21 protein-coding genes are annotated in these 20,275 nt (G+C 63.3%); 9 read left to right on the top strand and 12 right to left on the bottom strand.

Annotated elements, in window-relative coordinates:
- Positions 1 to 28 precede the first annotated feature (28 nt).
- Positions 29 to 868, top strand: coding sequence for a MurR/RpiR family transcriptional regulator (locus CH268_RS09615; protein ID WP_094663581.1), 840 nt, complete (start codon positions 29 to 31; stop codon positions 866 to 868).
- Positions 868 to 2,037: an MFS transporter gene (locus tag CH268_RS09610; protein WP_094663579.1), complete on the top strand. Its 1,170-nt coding sequence runs from the start codon at positions 868 to 870 to the stop codon at positions 2,035 to 2,037. The genes CH268_RS09615 and CH268_RS09610 overlap by 1 nt, the downstream gene beginning before the upstream one ends.
- 97 nt (positions 2,038 to 2,134) lie before the next feature.
- On the opposite strand, the gene CH268_RS09605 is transcribed toward CH268_RS09610, so the two are convergent.
- Entirely contained in the window at positions 2,135 to 2,569 is a 435-nt protein-coding gene (locus tag CH268_RS09605) for a GNAT family N-acetyltransferase (RefSeq protein ID WP_094663577.1), read from the bottom strand.
- A gap of 31 nt (positions 2,570 to 2,600) precedes the next feature.
- Positions 2,601 to 3,020, bottom strand: coding sequence for a DUF4234 domain-containing protein (locus CH268_RS09600; RefSeq protein WP_027495463.1), 420 nt, complete (start codon positions 3,018 to 3,020; stop codon positions 2,601 to 2,603).
- Positions 3,021 to 3,234: 214 nt separating this feature from the next.
- Here CH268_RS09600 and CH268_RS28190 point away from each other — a divergent pair, with 214 nt between their 5' ends.
- Positions 3,235 to 3,627 (top strand): ankyrin repeat domain-containing protein, encoded by a 393-nt coding sequence (locus tag CH268_RS28190; RefSeq protein WP_231578196.1) that lies wholly within the window; start codon positions 3,235 to 3,237, stop codon positions 3,625 to 3,627.
- Between the two features lie 2 nt (positions 3,628 to 3,629).
- Here the strand turns inward: CH268_RS28190 and CH268_RS09590 are convergent, their stop codons facing one another.
- The 5 genes from CH268_RS09590 to CH268_RS27860 form a co-directional block, all read right to left on the bottom strand.
- Positions 3,630 to 5,768: a catalase gene (locus CH268_RS09590; RefSeq protein ID WP_045841075.1), complete on the bottom strand. Its 2,139-nt coding sequence runs from the start codon at positions 5,766 to 5,768 to the stop codon at positions 3,630 to 3,632.
- A gap of 70 nt (positions 5,769 to 5,838) precedes the next feature.
- On the bottom strand, positions 5,839 to 6,483 hold the full coding sequence (locus tag CH268_RS09585; RefSeq protein ID WP_176457902.1) for a GAF and ANTAR domain-containing protein: 645 nt from the start codon (positions 6,481 to 6,483) through the stop codon (positions 5,839 to 5,841).
- A 161-nt stretch (positions 6,484 to 6,644) separates the two neighbouring features.
- On the bottom strand, positions 6,645 to 8,105 hold the full coding sequence (locus tag CH268_RS09580) for an aminotransferase class I/II-fold pyridoxal phosphate-dependent enzyme (RefSeq protein WP_094663850.1): 1,461 nt from the start codon (positions 8,103 to 8,105) through the stop codon (positions 6,645 to 6,647).
- 26 nt (positions 8,106 to 8,131) lie between these two features.
- The gene (locus tag CH268_RS09575; protein WP_027495467.1) at positions 8,132 to 9,184 is read right to left on the bottom strand and encodes a YihY/virulence factor BrkB family protein; all 1,053 of its coding nucleotides are present in this window, start codon (positions 9,182 to 9,184) and stop codon (positions 8,132 to 8,134) included.
- 74 nt (positions 9,185 to 9,258) lie between these two features.
- The gene (locus CH268_RS27860) at positions 9,259 to 9,411 is read right to left on the bottom strand and encodes a hypothetical protein (RefSeq protein WP_167326464.1); all 153 of its coding nucleotides are present in this window, start codon (positions 9,409 to 9,411) and stop codon (positions 9,259 to 9,261) included.
- Between the two features lie 105 nt (positions 9,412 to 9,516).
- On the opposite strand from CH268_RS27860, the gene CH268_RS09570 reads away from it, so the two are divergent.
- Positions 9,517 to 10,587, top strand: a complete 1,071-nt coding sequence (locus CH268_RS09570; RefSeq protein WP_094663571.1) for an NAD-dependent epimerase/dehydratase family protein — start codon at positions 9,517 to 9,519, stop codon at positions 10,585 to 10,587.
- Positions 10,588 to 10,629: 42 nt separating this feature from the next.
- On the top strand, positions 10,630 to 11,010 hold the full coding sequence (locus CH268_RS09565; RefSeq protein WP_032406103.1) for a VOC family protein: 381 nt from the start codon (positions 10,630 to 10,632) through the stop codon (positions 11,008 to 11,010).
- On the opposite strand, the gene CH268_RS09560 is transcribed toward CH268_RS09565, so the two are convergent.
- Entirely contained in the window at positions 10,997 to 11,962 is a 966-nt protein-coding gene (locus CH268_RS09560) for a bile acid:sodium symporter family protein (RefSeq protein ID WP_094663569.1), read from the bottom strand. The genes CH268_RS09565 and CH268_RS09560 overlap by 14 nt on opposite strands.
- Positions 11,963 to 12,059: 97 nt before the next feature.
- Positions 12,060 to 12,740: a FadR/GntR family transcriptional regulator gene (locus CH268_RS09555; protein WP_094663567.1), complete on the bottom strand. Its 681-nt coding sequence runs from the start codon at positions 12,738 to 12,740 to the stop codon at positions 12,060 to 12,062.
- Between the two features lie 51 nt (positions 12,741 to 12,791).
- On the opposite strand from CH268_RS09555, the gene CH268_RS09550 reads away from it, so the two are divergent.
- Positions 12,792 to 14,606 (top strand): 2-isopropylmalate synthase, encoded by a 1,815-nt coding sequence (locus CH268_RS09550; protein ID WP_255182337.1) that lies wholly within the window; start codon positions 12,792 to 12,794, stop codon positions 14,604 to 14,606.
- Here the strand turns inward: CH268_RS09550 and CH268_RS09545 are convergent, their stop codons facing one another.
- Together CH268_RS09545 and CH268_RS09540 are read right to left on the bottom strand one after the other, a co-directional pair.
- Positions 14,607 to 15,746 carry an alpha/beta fold hydrolase gene (locus CH268_RS09545; protein WP_094663563.1) on the bottom strand — a complete coding sequence of 380 codons (1,140 nt, stop codon included), beginning with the start codon at positions 15,744 to 15,746 and terminating at the stop codon, positions 14,607 to 14,609.
- 64 nt (positions 15,747 to 15,810) lie between these two features.
- Positions 15,811 to 16,590 carry a GAF and ANTAR domain-containing protein gene (locus CH268_RS09540; RefSeq protein WP_094663561.1) on the bottom strand — a complete coding sequence of 260 codons (780 nt, stop codon included), beginning with the start codon at positions 16,588 to 16,590 and terminating at the stop codon, positions 15,811 to 15,813.
- 41 nt (positions 16,591 to 16,631) lie between these two features.
- Between CH268_RS09540 and CH268_RS28185 the strand changes: the two genes are divergently transcribed.
- The gene (locus CH268_RS28185; RefSeq protein WP_239535040.1) at positions 16,632 to 17,297 is read left to right on the top strand and encodes a hypothetical protein; all 666 of its coding nucleotides are present in this window, start codon (positions 16,632 to 16,634) and stop codon (positions 17,295 to 17,297) included.
- On the opposite strand, the gene CH268_RS09530 is transcribed toward CH268_RS28185, so the two are convergent.
- Complete coding sequence (locus CH268_RS09530) at positions 17,298 to 18,092, bottom strand: hypothetical protein (protein ID WP_094663559.1); 795 nt, start codon at positions 18,090 to 18,092, stop codon at positions 17,298 to 17,300.
- Positions 18,093 to 18,229: 137 nt separating this feature from the next.
- On the opposite strand from CH268_RS09530, the gene CH268_RS09525 reads away from it, so the two are divergent.
- Both CH268_RS09525 and CH268_RS27855 read left to right on the top strand, forming a co-directional pair.
- Positions 18,230 to 20,113 carry a hypothetical protein gene (locus CH268_RS09525; RefSeq protein WP_094663557.1) on the top strand — a complete coding sequence of 628 codons (1,884 nt, stop codon included), beginning with the start codon at positions 18,230 to 18,232 and terminating at the stop codon, positions 20,111 to 20,113.
- Positions 20,110 to 20,274, top strand: a complete 165-nt coding sequence (locus CH268_RS27855) for a hypothetical protein (RefSeq protein ID WP_176457901.1) — start codon at positions 20,110 to 20,112, stop codon at positions 20,272 to 20,274. The genes CH268_RS09525 and CH268_RS27855 overlap by 4 nt, the downstream gene beginning before the upstream one ends.
- Position 20,275: the final 1 nt, after the last annotated feature.

Below are 20,275 nucleotides of genomic sequence, written 5' to 3'. Positions count from 1 at the left end.
TCAACAGACACAGTGGAAAGTGGAGGGTATGAGCTTCCGAACAGTGGTTGCCAGTAGCGGGAAATCGCTCAGCGCGTCCGAAAAACGTGTCATCGCAGTACTTCTCGGAGAGCCCGAACCGTCGAGTCTGCGGGCGGCCCCGGTCGCAGCCCGTGCACAGACGCATGAGTCGACGGTAGTGCGTCTTGCGCAGAAGCTCGGCTACAGCGGCTTCCCCGACCTTCGTGCCGACCTGGAGCGCGACAGCCCAGAACCGGTTGAGGCATCTGCACTGATGAGGAGCGACACCGGGCATGAGCTTGCCGTGTTCGCTCGCGACGAAGCGCGTGCTCTCGAACGATTGTCGAGTTTCATCCCACAGGAGCAGTTGGTGGAGGTGGCTACGGCGATTCACCGTTCGCGAGTGGTCTACCTGTTCTCCAAGGCCGACGAGCGGCCCGCGTTGGACATGCTGGCACGACGGCTCCGCAGGCTCGGCCTGGTGGTCGTCGAGCTCGGGCTCGGAGGGAAGGACCTTGCCGAGCGGTTCGTCAGCTTCACCGAGGACTCCGTCCTGATCGCCTTTGCCCTGCGCGAGGCACCGTCGCAGCTGCCTGCGCTGGTCCGGGAAGCGGAACGACGCGGCGGCACGTCGATCCTCATCAGCGACGCGCCGGGATATCACTTTCGGCCCGCGCCGACGCATCTGCTCGTCGCCCAACGTGGTGACGATTCGGAATACAACACCCTCATCATTCCCATTGCCATTGCGTACGCGCTGCAGTTGGCCATCTTCCACCTCGATCCCGATCGGTACGGGGCGGTGCGCGACGACATCAACGACGTGTCGAGGTTGGTCGGAGGAACCGACGAAATTCCCTTGCGCTGATGCCTTCTCGTGACTCCATTGCCCTGACCGTTCAGGCGACGACTGCGCAAGCAGGGTGGGTCGGGGTGCGGTTGATGATCGGCTATCGGGCGATCGCCGAGGGTGCCGACACTCGAACGCTTGCGGTGATAGCGGCACTCTTTGCTGCCCCCGCAGTATTGGCGGCCCTGCCGATCGGCCGCATCGCCGACAGGTTCGGCGGGCCGGTGGTCATCGTATCGGGAATCGTGTTGTGCTCGATCGCAACCGGTGTACTCGTCACGTTTTCGGCAATGTGGGCGTTGCTCGTGTGCACGGCTGCGTTCGGACTGGGCAATCTGCTCATCATGATCGGGCAGCAGGCGTTCGTTGCACACGTCCACGTCGACGGCAAGAACGAAAGTGCCTTCGGCGCACTGACTGCCGCCGCGTCGATGGGTCAGTTGGTCGGGCCGCTCGCCGTGACGGCCGTCGCGTCGAGATTCGGCGGCGCGAGCATCGAGAGCCCGAACACGACGGCAGGCATCCTCACTGCCGGTGCCTTCACCGCGGTCGCGCTCCCCACCGCACTGTTCTTGATGCTCGGCCGCAACCACATTCGTGCCGAGAAGCCTGCCGAAGGGGAAGCGTCGGGGCTGAAATTGCTGAAGCTGCCGGGTATGTGGCAGTCGTTGACGGTCAGCGGCGCAGTGCTGGTGACCGTCGATCTGCTCTACGCCTTCGTGCCGGCATGGGCCGTCGAGCGTGGGGTGTCGGTGACGACGGTGGGCTGGCTGCTGGCATTGCGTGCCGGAGTGTCGGTGGTCAGCAGAGTGGGGCTCGGCAAACTGGACGCGAGGTTCGGCCGCACTGTGCTGCTCAATGTTTCGTTGGCGGCGGGCGCGATCGCTCTCGCTGTGCTGCCGTTCGTGCAGGCCGTCGGAGCCATCGGAGTCATGATTGCACTCGGCATCGCGCTGGGCATTCCGCAGCCACTGACCATGTCGTGGGTGGTGTCGATCGTCCCGAAATCCACTCAGGGGGAGGCGTTGGGATTGCGGATGTCGGCCAACAGATCTGCGCAGATCCTCATCCCGCTGACGGTCGGCGCACTCGCCGGCCCGTTCGGGGTGACCGGCATTCTGCTCGGCAATGCCCTGGTGCTCGGAGGATCGATCGTCGCGGCCTCGCACCCGAGAAGTCGGCCCTGAGCAATTGACGCTCCACTCGACGTCTCGGTCGCGGGGATTCTCCAACTCGGGGCCCAGCGTGGAGCATAAGTTGCACACGCACCGACACTGACCTGACTCAGCTGGAATGGGTGGACATCTTCACGTGCGGGATTCCCGCTTCCAGGTATTGCTCTCCCACTCGAGTGAACCCGAATCGCCCGTACCATTTTTCGAGGTGTGCTTGCGCGGACATCTCGACCACCCCGGGATATGCCTTCAGCGCGGCCTCGACCAGCTGTCCGGCATAGCCTCTGCCCCGGCCCGCAGCCGCGGTCGCGACGCGGCCGATGTGGACCGCATCGTCGACGAGCACTCGGAGAGTGGCCACCACCTCGCCGTCCTCGTCCTGGATCCAGAACAATTCGGTCGTCGGAAGTAGGTCCGCGCCATCGAGTTCGGCTTCGTCGACGATCTTCTGTTCGTGCACGAATACCGCGACCCGAAGCGCCATGATGCGGTACAGGGTGCTCGGGTCGACGCGGGAGAGCGGTGCGTGATGGAGGGTGGTCATCGGGTCCGTTTCGTCGTTTCGGTTACGGGATTCACACCGCGAGCGGCACAACGGTTCCCGGCGGTACGTCGTTGTATCGGGCCGTGATCTTGTTCAGTTCCAGCTGGTAATACAGGGACTGCAGGCCGAAGACGAACGTGAGCAGAAGTCCGACGACCGAGCTGCACGTCGGCTGCAGGCCGGCCGCGCGTTGAGCGTCGGCGATGCGGTTTCCGGTGTTGTAGTAGCTGATCAACGGCGCAATGATGGTCCAGCCGAGGAGGAGCAGAACCAGCAGTGGGCCGACGACCGGCGGGTCGACCTTGCGTCGGTCGAAGTCCGCCATCTCACGGTGGATGAGGTAGTACCAGACGAAGTGGTAGATGCCGAGAGTGATGAGCGGCAACAGAATCCAGACCACAACGGGATTTCGCCGCTTCATAGCGCTACCTTGGGCAACCGGACCGGTCATGACGCTCCCCCCACCTTGTCGGACACGACAGACGCCGCATGTCCGTGGACCGCACGATTCTCCCACGTCGGTGGGTCCGTACGCGAGGTCTCGCTCCGTGCGGGAACACTCGCACGGTCACTACACGGAGCATGCGGTGGATAGACCGGATCAGCGCTCGATCCAGATCGACGGTGCTTGGTTGGAACCTCACTGCTCGGGGAATCATGTGTTGGTGGACGACGACGATGTTCTGGCGGTGTTTCGGCATGCATTCGACTGCGCGCGCAGCGGTGACGCCTCGTGGTTGCAGTCGTTCTTCGAGGCCGGGGGCTCCGTCGACTTGACCAACGACAAGGGCGACACACTGTTGATTCTCGCGGCGTATCACGTACAACCGGGTGCGGTGAGCACGCTGCTCACGCTGGGGGCAGCGGTGGATTGCGTGAACGACAACGGCCAGACAGCGTTGGCGGCCGCGGTGTTTCGTCGGTCGACGCCCATTGTGAGGATGTTGCTGGAGGCAGGCGCGGACCCCGCAGCCGGAGCTCGATCGGCGCACGCAATCGCCCAGTACTTCGAGTTGGACGACATGGCAGCGATGCTGACCGAGCCCCAGTCGGGGTAGCCCTACTTCCTGGCCTTGGCCTTGGCTGCCCGCTTACGAGCAGGCTTGTCGGGGACTGCAGGCGGGATGTTCGACGCCATCACCGCGGGGGCACGATCCCAGGCTCGATGCAGTCCGACCGCAGCGAACAATGCGTCGTTGAACGCTTTCACCGCTGTCTCGCCGATGACGACGCCTGCGTCGTCGGCACCGATTCCGGCCTGCTCGAGCAGTGCCGCTCCGTCGCCCCAGGCACCCATCGCTTTGCAATGACGGAATGCTTCCTGCAGCAACAAGATCAGCTTGATGTCGTTCGTCGGCGTTGTTCCGCCCGCGACGACGAAGGCGTCGAACTCGATCGAACGAACTGTCAGGAATGTTCGCTCGACCACCTGAGTGCGCATGCCTTTGCCGAGGATGCCGCCGGCCGCAGCGATGACGTGCACTGTGGCACCGCGGCGCGCGGCTGCCGTCCGTAGCTTGCCGATTCCGGACAGGTCCGATCCGGCGTCGGCGATGACGCCGATCTTGCGTCCGGCAATCGGTCCCGGAGCCTCGACGATCTGAGACAGTGCGGGGGAGAGCAATACGTCCTCAGCGGGTGTGCCGACAGGTGCAGGCAGGCCGAGGCCGGCGGCGACGCGCTCGCACAGATCGGCGTCGACGTTCGACAGAACCTCGAGCTCACGTTCCTTGATCGACTGCTCGAACACTTTGCCCAGCTCGAACGTGAATGCCTCGACGAGGTGATCCTGCTCGACGGCACTGAGGCTGCGATAGAACATGGTGGGCTGAGTGAAGTGATCGTCGAAGGATGCGGGGTTCGCTCGTACAGCGCGGCCCTCGATGAGGCGTTCGGTCTGCACGTAACCGTGGTCCTTCTCACCTGCTACCGCTGGTTCTCCGTCGTCGATGGAGTTGCTGAGGTACGGGGCAAGGCCGGTGTGAACGGCGGTCTGGTGCATGCCGTCTCGCAGCATGTCGTTGACAGGTGCATGCGGTCGGTTGATCGGCAGTTGCGAGAAATTGGGGCCGCCGAGACGCGTGATCTGGGTGTCCAGGTAAGAGAACAGACGCGCCTGCATCAGTGGGTCGTTGGTCACTTCGATGCCCGGCACCAGGTGGCCCGTGTGGAACGCGACCTGCTCGGTTTCGGCGAAGTAGTTCGTGGGGTTCGCGTCGAGGGTGAGCTTGCCGATGGGTTGCACCGGAACCAGTTCTTCGGGAACGATTTTCGTGGGATCGAGCAGATCGATGCCCTCGTAGGTCTCGGTGCCGTCGTCGGGCATGACCTGGATTCCGAATTCGTATTCCAGTGGGGCACCGGCCTTGATGCCGTCGGACATGTCGCGTCGGTGGAAGTCCGGATCGACGCCCGCGGCGATCTGGGCTTCCTCCCACACCAGCGAGTGCACTCCGGCAAGTGGCTTCCAATGAAATTTGACCAGCCTGGTCTCGCCGTTCTCGGCGACGAGGCGGAACGTGTGGACGCCGAAGCCTTCCATCGTGCGATACGAGCGCGGGATACCTCGATCGCTCATGTTCCACATGACGTGGTGAGTTGCCTCGGTGTGCAGCGAGACGAAGTCCCAGAAGGAGTCGTGTGCCGACTGAGCTTGCGGCAGTTCGATATCGGGCTGCGGTTTGCCGGCATGAATGATGTCGGGGAACTTGATGCCGTCCTGGATGAAGAAGACGGGCATGTTGTTTCCGACCAGGTCGAAGGTTCCTTCGTCGGTGTAGAACTTGACCGCAAAACCGCGCGTGTCGCGGACCGTGTCGGCGGAACCACGCGATCCGAGAACGGTCGAGAAGCGGACGAAAACCGGTGTCCGCTTGCCCTTCTGGGCGAGGAATCCTGCCTTGGTCACGGTCTTCGCCGACCCATAGGACTCGAACGTTCCATGTGCGGCGGCACCGCGTGCGTGCACGACGCGCTCCGGAATTCGCTCGTGGTCGAAGTGGGTGATCTTCTCGCGAAGATGGAAGTCCTCGAGCAGCGTCGGGCCTCGATCGCCCGCCTTCAGGGAATGATCGGTGTCGGGTAGACGTACGCCTTGCGCAGTGGTCAGGAAATCACCGGTCTGGGCTCTCGTATCGCGAGCTCCGGTCGGGCCGTTGGGTGCCGGCGACGATTGATCCGGGCGAGGGATGGGTGGCATGTTCGGCCTTCTTTCGTTGTTGGAGCTGTCAACTCGGACGTTCGTGGTCGATGGACGGTGGGCTTCGATGTCACGCGCTCCCCGGGTCGTCGTAGAACAAGCCGTCTCCGCGGACGATGTCGAACGCGAGGGAGGAGATCGAGCGGGCATCGGCGTAGGCACGGGCACGCAGCCGCGCGGTTGCCTCGTCGAGCGACACATGCAGACGTTCGGCCAACACACCGACTGCGATGTTGATGTCGGACCGAGCGAAGCGGAATGGGCCGTCGGGTGGGCGAAGTGTCGACTCGTCGAAGAAGTCCGGTCGGGCTGCGACTTCACTGACGACGATGTCACCGAGGGTCGAGGCTGCGGCCTGGGCAGCAGTGATCTGTTGTGCCGTCATAGTTCCGGACTTCTGGGTGTAGAGCTCGAGGACGCCGAGTCGAGCACCGCCACTGAACAATGGGAACGCGTACACCCCATGCACGTCGAGCTCCTGAAGAACTTCCGACGCGAACGACGGCCATCCCGTGGTATCGGGCCGATTACCGATGTCCGGGTGTAGTTGCGGCTCTCCGGTGACGAAGGCATCGATACAGGGGCCCTCGCCGGTGGTGAATTGGAGCTCGTCGATCCGGGCAGCTTCGGAGTTCGTGGCGTACAGCAGATCCCGAGCATCGGCATCGTCGGTGAGGATGGCGACCGCGGCTCCATCCACGCCGGCGTCGGTCACACACCTCTTGCTGACTCGTGCAACCCCCTCCAGATGGTGTCCGTACATCGATGCGCTGAAGCTATCGGAGTCCGGGGCGTGGGCGCGTCGGGACTCTTCCGTATTTTCTTCCTCGGCCACGTTGCCTTGCCTCTCTGTGTCATTCGAACCGCCACACCGAATCAGCGCACCACGCGGAACTGTTTCATCGACCGGTCGGTGGCGTCCGGGATGTTCATGCCTGCTTCGATTCCCGACGTCAGGTAGTCGACGACACCGCTGCTGAGCTGCTCGCCGGGAACGACGGTCGGGATTCCCGGTGGGTAGGGCGTGAGTTGCTCGGCGGCGATGCGACCGGGAGCGGCCCGGGCGTCGACCATTTCGGTCTCGGCGAAGAAGGCATCTCGTGGCAGCATGAGCGACTCGAGCGACAGATCGTTCGGGTCGGGGAGATGAATCTTCGGTGGTGTGTCGAAAGACGGAGCCGCAGAACTCAACTCCTGCAGTGCGGTCAGTAGTCGGCCGGTGGTCTGCGCGTTGTCGGCGAACGACAGGGTGGCGAGGATGCGGCGGTGGTCGCTCATTCCGACGTCGAGGTGATGGTGTTCACGTAGCCAGTCGGCGCATTGGTAACCGCTGACTCCGCCGGCGGACACATCGATCAGCACTTGCAACCGGTCCAGGTCGGACGATGCCTCGGCTCCCAACAATTCGCTTTCGAGTACGGACATTCCATCGATGGCGTCGATATCGCGTCGTACCGATGTGGCGAGTTCGAGTGCATTGCCGAGCAATTCGTGCCCTCGCTCCACCATTTGCCGACGCCACCCGTCCATGGCCGCATAGATCAACACGTTGGGGCTGGTCGTCATCAACAGATCTGCGCAGAGGGCGACGTGCCGATCGTCCACCAGATCGCCTTGCAGGTGGTACACCGATCCCTGCTCGAACCCGGCACCCATCTTGTGCACACTCACCACACAGATGTCGGCACCGGCATCCATGGCCCACGTCGGCAGGTCCGGGTGGAACGGAAGGTGTGCACCCCATGCCTCGTCGACGATGAGGGGTTTGCCGCGCTCGTGGCAGATGTCCGCGATCGCGGAGATGTCTGCACAGGTGCCGTACGGGGTGGGGCTGACGATGAGCGCTCCTGCGGCGTCGGGATTCTCATCCCACGCCCGACGCACTTGTTCAGGAGACGGTGGGTGGGAGATGTGGTGCTCTGCATCCCATCTCGGTGAGATCCAGCGTGGTCGTACTCCACTGAACACCAGGCCGGCCACGATGGATTTGTGGCTGTCCCGTGCGACCAACAGGCCGCCGTCGCTGTTTCCGGCGACGGCCATCATCGCGGCCTTGACCGACAGCGAACTCCCGCAGGTGGAGAAGAACGCAGATCGTGCGCCGACGGCGTCGGCCATCAGTTCCTCGGCGCGAGTGAGGTATTCGTTGCGGGAACGACGGTCGTCCATCCCGCCGGACGCCAACAGATCCGACCGGAAGCTGTCGGCCTCGAGTACAGCCGTCACCCGTGGATCGATACCGACGCCTTGTCGATGGGCCGGTGGGGTGAAGCTGTAGCGGTCATCTCGGTGGTACGCGGCGATGCCGTCGAGTATCGGGGCCGACGACTGATCCATGGGTGCTCCCTTCGAGGCGGCGTGATTCACGGAGTCCGGTTGTGTTCCTCCCGCAATTTTCGACCTTGCTCGACGGCCTGTGCGTCTTTTTCGTCGTTCTTGTCCGAGACCCGGGTGTCTCGGGGCGGCAGTTGCAGGCGTTCTTCGGCGACGATTCCGGCCTGGAGTTGGCGGCCGCGTTCGAGTTCGGAGTCCAGTTCGGCACCGAACAGCAAGGCCAAGTTGGTGATCCACAGCCACAGCAAGAACACGATGGCTCCGGCAAGGGAGCCGTAGGTCTTGTTGTAGCTGGAGAAGTTGGCGACGTAGAAGCCGAACGCGACGGTGGCGAGAATCCATACGATGATGCCGACCGCGGCACCGGAACTGATCCATTTGAACTTGGGCTGCTGCACATTCGGTGTTGCGTAGTACAGAATCGCGACCGCGAGTACCACCACGATCAGGACCAGCGGCCAGCGTGCGATGTTCCAGATCGTCAGTGCGGTGTCGCCCAGTCCGACGGCGTCGCCCACAGCTTTGGCCACGGGGCCACTGATGGCCAGCATGACCGCGGCGAGCGCAATCAGGGTCAGGGCGATGAGCGTGACCAGAAGCATCACGGGGCGCAGCTTCCAGATGGGCCGTCCCTCGTCCACCTCGTACATGCGGTTCATCGCGCGGCCGAATGCGCCGACGTAGCCGGATGCAGACCACAGTGCGCCTGCGATACCGATGATCAACGCGAATCCGGCAGTGGGCGCTTGGACCAGCTGTTCGATGGTGGGACGCAACGTGTCGACAGCGGATTGCGGGCCGAGATCGCCGACGATCTGCAGCACGCCGTCGACCGTGGCCTGTCCCTGGCCGAACACACCCAGCAACGACACGATGGCCAGGATGGCGGGGAAGAGCGAGAGCACGGCGTAGTAGGTCAACGCGGCTGCTAGGTCGGTGCACTGATCCCGGGAGAACTCACGGGCAGTCTTCTTCAGAACATAGATCCACGACGGCTTGGTCAGATCGGCGGGTGAATCCGCTTTGCGCGGATCGTCCGGATCTGCCTCGGTGGGTGCGGGTGATGCTGCTGAATCGGCCATGGCGATCGCATACCCGGGGTTTTTCGGTGGAAACCGGGAAATGCGACCGCCATGACGGTCGTTCGATTCGGCCGTCAGTTCACTTCGTTGCGCTCGTGCTCGGTACGCGCGTCGAGGTCGCTGTCGTCGAGATGCTTCGGCGTCTTGGCGTGCTCTTTGTGGTCGGGGTGAGCTTCCTCGGTGGGGATCATGACGTCGTCGAGGGTCGGTTCGTTGTTTTCACTCATGGTGATTCGATGCCCGGGAGAATGGCGGCTCAAACTCCTGAGCCAGTGTGGTTTCGATCGATGTGCAGGGGGCACTTCGACTGTGGTCGATTTTCGGAGGTAGAGATGCGAACTGTAGTGATCGGCGCGACCGGCAATGTCGGCACCGCCCTGCTGCGAAGGCTCACCGACGAGCATCCGGGCAATTCCATTGTCGCCGTAGCGAGGCGTCCGCCGAGCCTCAATCCTTTTGCCGAGCAGGTCGACTGGGTTCCGCTGGATCTCACCGGCGAACACGCACCGTACGAGCTACGCGCGTTGTGCCGCGGCGCAGACGCAGTGGTTCATCTGGCCATCGCCTTCCAGCCGATGCGTGACCGCGATTATCTGCGAGCAGTCAATGTCGACGCAGTGCGCACGGTGGCAACTGCCTGTGCGGACGCCGGAGTTCCTCATCTGGTGCACATGTCTTCCGGCGGGGTGTACGCACCAGGGTCGTACGGCGAGAAGGTCGACGAGTCGTGGCCGAGAACGGGGGTGTCCTCGTCGACGTACAGCATGGACAAGGCCGCCGCCGAGGATGTGCTCGACGAGTTCGAGGCAGCGCATCCCGATGTCGCGGTCGCTCGAATCAGGCCGGGCCTGATCGGGCAGTACGAGTTCGGAAGTGCGCTGCTGCGTTACGCCCTGCCCGATCTCGTGCCGTCGGCAATCGTCGATCATCTTCCGATCCTGCCCATCGACAGGTCGTTCGCTGTTCCGGCCGCACACAGCGACGATGTCGCCGATGCCATCGTGCGAGTGCTGGATAGGCGTGCAACCGGGCCCTACAACCTCGGCGGCCCGACGCCCGTGCGAGCCCACGACGTGGCCGACGCGTTCGGTGCGCGCATCGTGCCCGTGCCCTCTCGGGTGTTGTCCGCTGCTGCGCGCCTCGGCTTCGAGACCCACGTGTCCGCAGTCCATCACGGTTGGGTCGATCTCGCGTTCGCCACCCCGATGTTGAACACCGACCGCGCTCGACGGGACCTGGACTGGGCTCCGCGAATCGATGGTCCGGACGTGGCCCGAGAGGTCATTCGGGGTATGCGCGACAACGCGGGTGCGTCCACCACGTCCCTGCGCTCGCGTACTGCGAAGGACCGCCTGCGAGCCTTCGGTCGACGGGGATTCATTTCTCGCGCGAAAAGGCCGTGAACACGACATGTCCGACGCCGGGGCAGGTGTAAATTCCCGCCCATGGCATGTCGAATCAGTGAACTCGTACTCGAAGGCCGCGATCCCGAGGCCTTGGCGACGTTCTGGTGTGAGGTGTTGGACTTCGTCGTATTGGACAGGGAGGGTGACGGTTCCGTCGAGATCGGTGCGCGCGACGGTTTCGGCGGCTCGCAGCCGACCATCATCTTCATCCCTAGCGAGAATCCCGAGCCGGCGAAACCTCGACTGCACATCGACGTCAATGCAACCGATCGAGATCAGGACGCCGAGCTCGAACGACTGCTCACCCTCGGCGCCAGACGAGTGGATATCGGCCAAACCGGCCAGGAATCGTGGCACGTGCTGGCGGATCCGGAAGGCAACGAATTCTGTTTGCTGCGTCCAAGACTCAGTCCTGTGTGACGGTACTGTCCTGGCGGTGATCGGCACCCGTCGACCGTCTGGACCAGTAGCTGGCCAGCAGCGATCCGGATACGTTGTGCCACACCGAGAAGATCGCCGCGGGGAGTGCTGCAGCGGGTGAGAAATGTACCGAGGCCAATGCCGCTGCCAAGCCGGAGTTCTGCATACCGACTTCGATGCTGATCGCGCGGCGGCTGGCCACATCGAGTCCGCATGCTCTGCCGATTCCGTAACCCACCGCGAGCCCGAGCGAGTTGTGCAGCACGACGGCAACGACGATGAGGGCACCGATCGACAGCAGGGTCGGCGCGCTGGCGGACACCACGAGGACAACCACAGCGGTGATTCCGGCGACCGAGATAAGCGGCAAGGCGTCGAGCATACGATCGATGATCTTCGGGAACAGAAGTCGCAGTACAACTCCCAGTACGACGGGTACCAGCACGATCTGCAGGATCGAGACGAACAATCCGCCTGCATCCACCGGCAGGTATTCGCCTGCGAGCCATAGAACCAGCAGTGGTGTGAGTATGGGCGCGAGGAGTGTGGACACCGACGTCATCGCCACCGACAGTGCGGTGTCACCCTTGGCCAGGTAGACCATCACGTTCGACGCCGTACCTCCGGGGGCGGAGCCAACCAGCACCATCCCGGCAGTGAGCGCAGCGGACAGACCCAGGACATTCGCAATTCCGAGACCGAGGAGCGGCATCGCGATGAACTGCGCTGCGACGCCGAGCAGCAGTGCCCATGGGCGGCGTGCCACCACGGCGAAGTCGGAGAGCCGCAACGTCATTCCCATGCCAAGCATGATGATCGACAACAACCACGGAACCGCGGGTGTCCCGCCGCTGAACGTGTCGGGGGTGATCAAGGCCAGAGCCCCCGCCGCGACGACGATCAGGGCAAACCATTTGCCGGTGAATTCGCTGACGGTCTTCAGCTGGGGCATGTGGAGACTCCAAAGGTGGTGGTCGAGGCGTCGGAAGTCTAGCCCGATTCTGTACTCGGACTGTTCCAGTAGCCGAAAAGCCTTGACCGGCCGGTGCTCACGTCGGATGGGCGATGGTCGTCGACAACTCCAGTAGATGTGTGCGGGTGAGCGCGTGAGCGCGGTGCTCTTCGCGTGCGGCGATTGCCTCGACGACGTCGGCGTGGGTGTCGTGGTCCGAGTCCTCTCCGAACGCGCCCTTGATCTTCAGCATGTCGATCATCGCGGTCCGTAACCGTGGAGTCATGGAGTCGAAGAGTTCGAGCAGGATGTCGTTGTGCGACGCGACCACGATGGCGCGGTGAAAAGCCATGTCCGCCTCCACCAGATCGACCGCGTCGGCGCGGGCGGTGTTGCGTAGCTCGAGTGAGCGACGGATGGCGTCGAGGTCGGTGGGGGTGCGTCGGGCTGCGGCGAGAGCTGCTGCCTCACCTTCGATGGCGAGGCGGGCCTCAAGGACGGCGGTGATGTGTGAGCGCTGGAGAACTTTGTCCCAGTCCGTCCGCGCCTCGTCGAGCGATTCGACAAAGACTCCGGATCCCTGCCGGGTGACGAGGATTCCGCGCCCCGCCAGTTGCCTGATGGCCTCGCGCATCGTCGATCGGCCGACGTCGAACATGGGGGCAAGGGTCGTTTCACCTGGCAGTTTGGTGCCGACCGGCCACTCACCGGACTGAATCTTGGCATGCAACAGTTCGGCGGCCTGATCGGCCAACGAGGTTCGGCGTATCGCGGTCACAGTGGAACAATACTCCTCAGCTTGTCTGAGGAGTGGTGCTACATTGCTCGTATGCGCACAGATTTCCCCACTCTGTCCACTCCCGCCGGACCCGTTCCCGCCGGCGCGCCCACCTGGAATCGGCAACGGCACTCCCAGATGCCGTCGCATCGTTACCGTGACGTCTACGCCAAGGTCGACATTCCGCTGACCCGGCGTCGCTGGCCGGAGCGACGGTTGACCGAGGCGCCGCTGTGGGTGCCGGTCGATCTGCGCGACGGCAACCAAGCGTTGCCCGAGCCGATGGATCCTGCCCGCAAAAAACAGTTCTTCGAGTTGATGGTTGCGATGGGCTACAAGGAAATCGAAGTCGGGTATCCCTCGGCATCGCAGACCGATTTCGATTTCGTGCGGCTGCTGGCACACACCGATCTGGCACCCGACGACGTCACCGTGGTCGTCTTCACCCCGGCTCGACGCGACCTGATCGAGCGAACCGTGGAGTCGATCCGCGGAATCACCAACGACGTCGTGATCCACATGTACACCGCCACGGCTCCTACGTGGCGCGAGGTCGTGCTCGGCCGGGAGGCCAACGAGCTTCGCTCACTGATACTTTCGGGCGCAGCCGACGTTCTCGAACTTGCCGGCGACCTGCCCAACGTGCGATTCGAGTTCTCACCCGAGGTCTTCAATCTCACCGAACCCGACTACGTCCTCGATGTCTGCGATGCGGTGACGACTCTGTGGGACGCGACGCAGCAGCGGCCGGTCATCCTGAATTTGCCTGCCACAGTGGAGGTCGCGACGCCGAATGTCTATGCGGACCAGATCGAGTACATGAACGACAACCTTGCGCGACGAGACAGCGTAATCCTGTCGGTGCATCCACACAACGACCGCGGGACCGGCATTGCCTGCGCCGAGCTGGCCGTCCTGGCCGGAGCGCAGCGGGTGGAGGGCTGCGTATTCGGCAACGGCGAGCGCACCGGAAACGTCGACATCGCTACTCTCGCACTGAATTTGCACGCGCAGGGTGTCGATCCCATGATCGACTTCTCCGACATCGATCAGATTCGACGCACCGTCGAATACTGCAACCAGCTCGAGATTCACCCGCGGCATCCGTATGTCGGCGACCTCGTACACACCGCCTTCAGCGGTACGCACCAGGACGCCATCAAGAAGGGTTTCGTCGAGCATCGCGCTCGGGCGCTGAGCGAAGGCCGTTCCGAGCGCGATATCGAATGGCGGGTGCCGTACTTGCCGATCGACCCCGACGACATCGGTCGATCGTACGACGCGGTCATTCGCGTCAATTCGGAATCGGGCAAGGGAGGAATCGCGTATCTCCTCGAAACCCACTACGGCATCGAACTTCCGCGTCGCCTGCAGATCGACCTCGCCCGGCACGTGCAGGCCCGCACGGATTCGATCGGTACCGAACTGTCGGCCGAGCAACTCTGGGACGTCTTTCAGGAGGTGTACATCGGTGTCGACGAACCCGACGTAACCCTGATCGGTTTCGACTCTCACGACGACGACGGGTCCGCCGACACCTGCATCACGTTGAAGATCGACGGCACGTCCTTCGAGTCTTCACACACGGGAGTCGGACCCGTCGAGGCACTCGTCGACGCGTTGTCTGCTCATGGCAGGCACGTGGACATCCTCGGTCTGACGCAGACGAGTGTGCGAGCCGGCAACGACAGTGATGCGGTGTCGATGCTCGAATATCGCACTGCCACTGGGTCTCGATGGGCGGCAGGGATCGATCGCTCCGTTCTGTCCTCCACCCTCGACGCAGTCCTTCGTGCCGCCGGCTCGGCGACCCAGCGGGACTACGTGCTCGGCAGTGATCGTCGTCCACCGCATGTCGGTGGCTGATCAGCGCAACATGTCGAGTATGCGGGGCAGGGCGTCGTCGACGGTTGCGGCAATGACGTCGTAATGAGTGGCACCGGGCACGGGCAGGTAGGTCACGTCGCGGATGCCCTGTGCCGCCAGTTCCGCAGCGAGGGCGGTCGTCAGAGCCGGCGGCACGACGGTATCGGCGAGCCCCTGCTCGATGGTCACCGGCCGGGTGTAACCGGTGGTCGGCACGGATAGGTAGTCGCCGATAGCCGAGGTCATGGCGGGGTCGGACAGCGGTCGAGACAGGAGTTGTTGTGGTGCAACACCACTGACCTTCTGTCGTATGTCGCTGATGCAATTGTCTTCTGCATGCGCCAGGTAGTCGCGCCCCAGTTCGCTGAGATAGCTGTTCACGTCGAGATCCGGCCGTGAATCCCTGAGCCCGTACAGGACGTAGATCAGGGTGGCTGTGATGTTGTCGAGAGGTGTGATCCGGGGAGTGGTGGGCGAGAGCAGCGGAAGGACGGCTTCGAGGTTCGACGACGGTGCGAACGACATCACCCCGCGAAAATCCGACCGTTCTCCGTAGTTGTCGGCGCGAGCCCCGGTGGTGAGTGCTGCTGCGCCGCCCTGAGAGTGTCCGGCGGCAACCCAGGTGCGCGACAGCTCGGGAAGTTCGTCTGCGGCAGCGCTGACGATGTCGGTGACGGCGTTCGCCTCCGAAATGCTGTTCAGGTAATGGTGGGCGTCGGTGGTTCCGAGTCCGATGTAGTCCGTCGAGACAACGGCTGTGCCGCTTCGTAGAAGTTGGGTGAGCAGGGGCTTGGACAGTTCGACGGCCATGGGGTCCTCTGCGGCCCCGTCGTCGAGTGCTGTGCTCATGGCGCATGAATCACCCACGCCGACGGTCCCTTTGGCCCACGACACGACCGGCCATCCTCCCGGTGGTGGTGTGCCGGAGGGGAGGTAGACCTGTCCGTGGGCAATCGCGGGACGGCCGTGCTCGTCGGTGGTTGTGTAGGACAGTGAGTAGCCCGCGGCGGCACCGTCGATCAGCCGGGGAAGTACATCGATGGACGTTGCCGGTGCCGCGCCGGCGATGGGCGTGAGAATGCCTGTGGCAGCGAGCAGTCCGGCAGCCAGCGTCGTAATTGCAGCGGATCGAGTCGTCATGTCTTCTTCTAGGTGCTCGGTGAGTGTTGCGGCGAGGCTGCCGGTCGAGGGGTGCCGAATGGAGTCAGCGCGTTTCGGTATTGATCGAGGCGATCAATGTGGCGGCGATGTCGGTGACTTTGATGTTGCGGTTCTGGGATTGTTCGGAGAGGAATGCGAAGGCTTCATCCGCGCCGATACCGCGCATCGCCATGATGATTCCTTTGGCCTGTTCGATCTGTGCACGGGTCTTCATCGCGGTCAGAAGCCCGTCGACTTCCTCTTCTGCAGTTCGAGCCCGTCGAGATACCATCACCGCGGTTTCGATCGAGCTGACGAACAGCCCCACCAGGGCCTCGTCTATATCGCTGAAGCCGTGCTGGTCGTAGCTGTAGATGTTCAGAGCCCCGAGGTGGCGGTCGTCGACCGTCAGAGGGGCCGACAGATAGCTCTCGACGCCGAGACCGGACACATTGTTCGCGAATCGTGGCCAGCGGTCTTCGACATCGCTGACCAGCAGCCGGACCATCTGTTGGGTGCGGGCCGACTCCAGGCACGGTCCCTCGTTGCTTCGGTATTGATCGGCGTCGACGTCGTTGACGCGGGGATCAGTGGATGCCACTGTCTCCGGCTGCTCGCCGTCCTCGTCGAGGAGTGTGATGCCTGCCAGATCCGCGGTGGTCAATGCCTGAACCACCTCTGTGCATGTGGCTTGCAGGATCACGGACAGATCCATCCGGGCCACCAACTTCGATCTCAAATTCTCGAGCGCCTGTGCGTACCCTGCGACTTCGGACGAGACGGCGGCTGCGGATGTGGACGCGGGCTCGGCGCTGCTGCCTCGCTCTACCGGTTCGGTTGTCATCACGCACCACTCACTTCCGTAGACCGACGCCACCGAAGGCGGTGACACACAGCGATACGCGGCGCGGGCTCGGCCGTTTCCTGCAATCTACGTTGATACAAACCCAGTGGCAATCCGGCAGCGACAACCTTCGCAACGGCGATGCGTCGAACAACGTACTCGGTCGCCCTGAGCTGCTGCAGAAGAACAAGACCGATCGGCCCGATTCTGGCAGAATCAACGATCATGCGTGCGGGCCCGTCACAACTCGGGTCGACGCTGCTCCCGCAACCGAAGGACGACGAACACATGACGTCACCGTGAACAAGCTATCGACGGTGGCACTGCTGATCCTGCTGGGTGCAGCCGGAACGTTCAACGGAATGTCGTTGACCTCCGACCCCACCGGGCGGTCACTGGGCTTGGATGTCGACATGCTCCCTGCGTGGCATACCTGGGACTACCGCATCTCCGGGCTGTTCGTGCTGATTTTTCTCGGACTCGGATCGTTGATCTCGGTTGCTGCTGTGCTCGTCGATGCATACGACGCTCCGACGTGTGTCGTGTTCGTGGGGTTGGTGACCATCGGGTGGGTGGTGTGGCAGATCCTCGTACTCGATATCGACGCGCCCCGCGCCCAAATCCCCCTCACCCTGTTGGGGGTCGCGTTGACCATCCTCGCGATCGGCCAATTCCGCGCGCGTGCCCGCGACCGCAGCCGGCAGTAGTTACACGCCGACTGATCCGAGGAGCGCGTCTCCCGGATCGACGACCGCCACGACGGCAGCGACGAAGAGCAGCGCCATCCCGATCGTCATCACCGCGCCGAGTGAACCGAGGGTGACGAACATTCGACGGTGAGCAGCGGCTGTCGTGTCCGTCGCCGCGTACCGACGGAACGCGATCACGGTTGCGGGACCGACAACGGCGATCACCACACCCGTCGCGAGGACCACCGCCCAGTTGTAGTGCTCGACCTGCGTGAGCAGCTCGAGCAGAGGCGGCCTCGTATCTCCGCTCCGCACACCGCTTTCGATCAGTGACTGCGCCGTCTTCCCGTCCGCGGTGTCGTCGGAGAGCATCGGAAGCAGGGCGACGACGGGAGCGACCGTCGACTGGATGTTGATCACGGCCACGAACACCGAAAACAGTGACAGCACGGTCGAAGTACCCGCAGCGATCACGTAGCCCATGCCGGCAGTCAGGGATCGCCTCCACAGCGTCGCCGCCAGCAGGCCCAGAACAGCGGTCAGCAGTACCGAGATGACGATCTTGATGGCGTGCCACGCGAACCAGTAGTCCACCATCTCCGCCAACCCGGGAGGAAAGGTGCGAACACCGCTGCCCCAGTACTCGACCAATTCACGGCCGAGCAGCTCGCCCATGGTGGACTGATCCTGGAACTGGGGATAACTTCCGCGCAGCAGAGCGGCCGGTCCGATAACGAACGCGGCTACCAATAATGCCCCTGCACATGCCAACAGAACGATCGACAAGCGGTCGCGTGGGATGGACTTACTCATCGGACGGCTCCTTTCCGCACGAGAGTCAATCACCGAGAGCTCGGGTGCACATCCCTCTGTAGGACTAGATCGCAATCAGCAGGCACCGATTGTCCCGAACTTCACCGAAACGACGGCCCGTGGTTCATACTTTCGCTATGGTCAATGTAAGTGTGACGACGGGTAACGTCATTGCTCAGTCGGAAAGCGGAGGCGCGGCGCTGGACCAGGTCTTCGGTATGACGGCAGCCGCGGCCGTCGTGTCGTTGTTTCTGCTGTACCTGGCATTCATGCACCGCACTCGCCGCATCACGTGGTTGGCGAGGCTGGCGGACTACGCGGGATCGAAGCTGAACCTGCCCGGCTGGGCTGCGTTGCCTCTGGTCCTGTTCGTCTCGACGATCCTGACGGCATTCTTCGGGTTCATCTGGGACGTCAGCCTGCACATCGGACGAGGGCGCGACGAGGGACCACTGGCCAACCCGGCCCACTACTTCATCCTGGTCGGCTTGTTCTTCCTGTTCATCGCGGGCGCGCTGGCGATCATCCTGCCGCTCGACGAGAAGCCTGGTCGCGCGGCCGTCAAGATCACCCGCACCTGGTACGCGCCCACGGGCGGTCTGCTGATCGCGGGCAGTGGTTTGTATGCGCTCATCGGTTTTCCGTTGGACGACATCTGGCACCGCATCTTCGGCCAGGACGTCACGCTGTGGGGGCCGACGCACCTGATGCTGATCGGCGGTGCCGGACTGTCTCTCATCGGCGTCCTGCTGCTCGAGCACGAAGGCAGACTGGCGCTCGCCGCAGCACGGCAGACCTCCCCCGACGAGGTGGACGAAACTGCGCAGGGCCCCAGACGCTCGGTGTTGTCCTGGATTCTCAAAGCCAGCGCCTTCGGTGGTCTCCTCATCGGACTGTCGGTGTTTCAGATCGAATTCGACTTCGGAGTCGAGCAGTTCCGGTTGGTGTTCCAACCGATGCTCATCGTCGGTGCCGGAGCGTTCGCACTCGTCGCCGCACGACTTGTCGTGGGACGGGGCGCGACTCTGTTCGTCGTCGCATTTGCCGCGGTCATTCGTGAGCTGACGGCATTTGTCGTCGGTCCAGTTCTGGGTGAACCGCACAACGTCTTTGCGCTGTTCCTCGGGATCGCGGTGGTGGTCGAACTCGTCGGTCTCACTCCGCTCGTGGTGCACAGACTTCGATTCGGAATGCTCGCTGGATTCGCTGCCGCAACCGTGGGCCTGTGGCTCGAATCGTTGTGGATCGATGCGGTATTCGTCTATCCGTGGCCGACGTCGATGTGGGTCGAGGCGCTTGCGATGGCAATACCCGTCGGCGTCATGTGTGGGCTGACGGCGGGACTGTTCGCGCAACTGCTCAGCGGTGACGGGCTGCCGGCACCTGCCGTCCGGCGCACGATCGTCGTCGCGTTGGTACTCGTACTCGGCGGCGCGACAGCCAACGGTTTGATGATCGATGTACCGGAAAATGCAACGGCGACGGTCACTCTCGCCGATGCTGCGCCGCAGGACGGTGGCCGCATGGTGACGGCGACGGTCCGTCTCGATCCGGCCGATCTGGTGTCCGACGACCCCGAGTGGGTGGCGATCCTGGCATGGCAGGGAGCCGGCGATACTCTGCGTGGTCTGGTCGTCGATCGTCTCGAACGGACAGGGCCCGGCATGTACCAGTCGACCCGTCCGGTACCGGCGCACGGAACGTGGAAGACGTTCCTGCGTATCCAGGACGGTCGAAGGTTGACCGGAACGCCGATCTTCATGGCGGCCGATCCCGGCATCGGCGCATCCGAGGTCTCGGCCGACGCCCAGTTCACACGGCAGCTGCAGAGCGAGACCGCTCTGCTGCAGCGTGAGCGGAGCTTCGATCACCCGGCGTGGCTGTTCGGTGCCGCATCGCTGGTTGTGCTCGTCTGCACTCTGGCATTGATCTGGGCACTGTCGTGGGGCGCAGTGCGCATCAGTACCGAGACCCCGGGAGCATCGGTGTCACGCAGGACGCTGGATTCGAGCTCCGTATGACGGCAGCATCCGACGTCGTCTATCTCGCCGATCATTCTGTGGTGCTGGCCATTCCGGCGGTCGCGCCTGCGTTGATCATCGTGGCCGCGGTGCTGTACGTCGTCAGGAAAGATCGCCGGGCGGAGCGCGCAGAGAAACTCGAACAAGAAGGAGAGCCCTGAC

The organism is Rhodococcus sp. 06-1460-1B (genome assembly GCF_002258475.1).
Lineage (GTDB): Bacteria > Actinomycetota > Actinomycetes > Mycobacteriales > Mycobacteriaceae > Rhodococcoides > Rhodococcoides fascians.
Note: the sequence above shows the minus strand (reverse complement) of the source record. Positions and strands in the feature narration are given on the sequence as shown.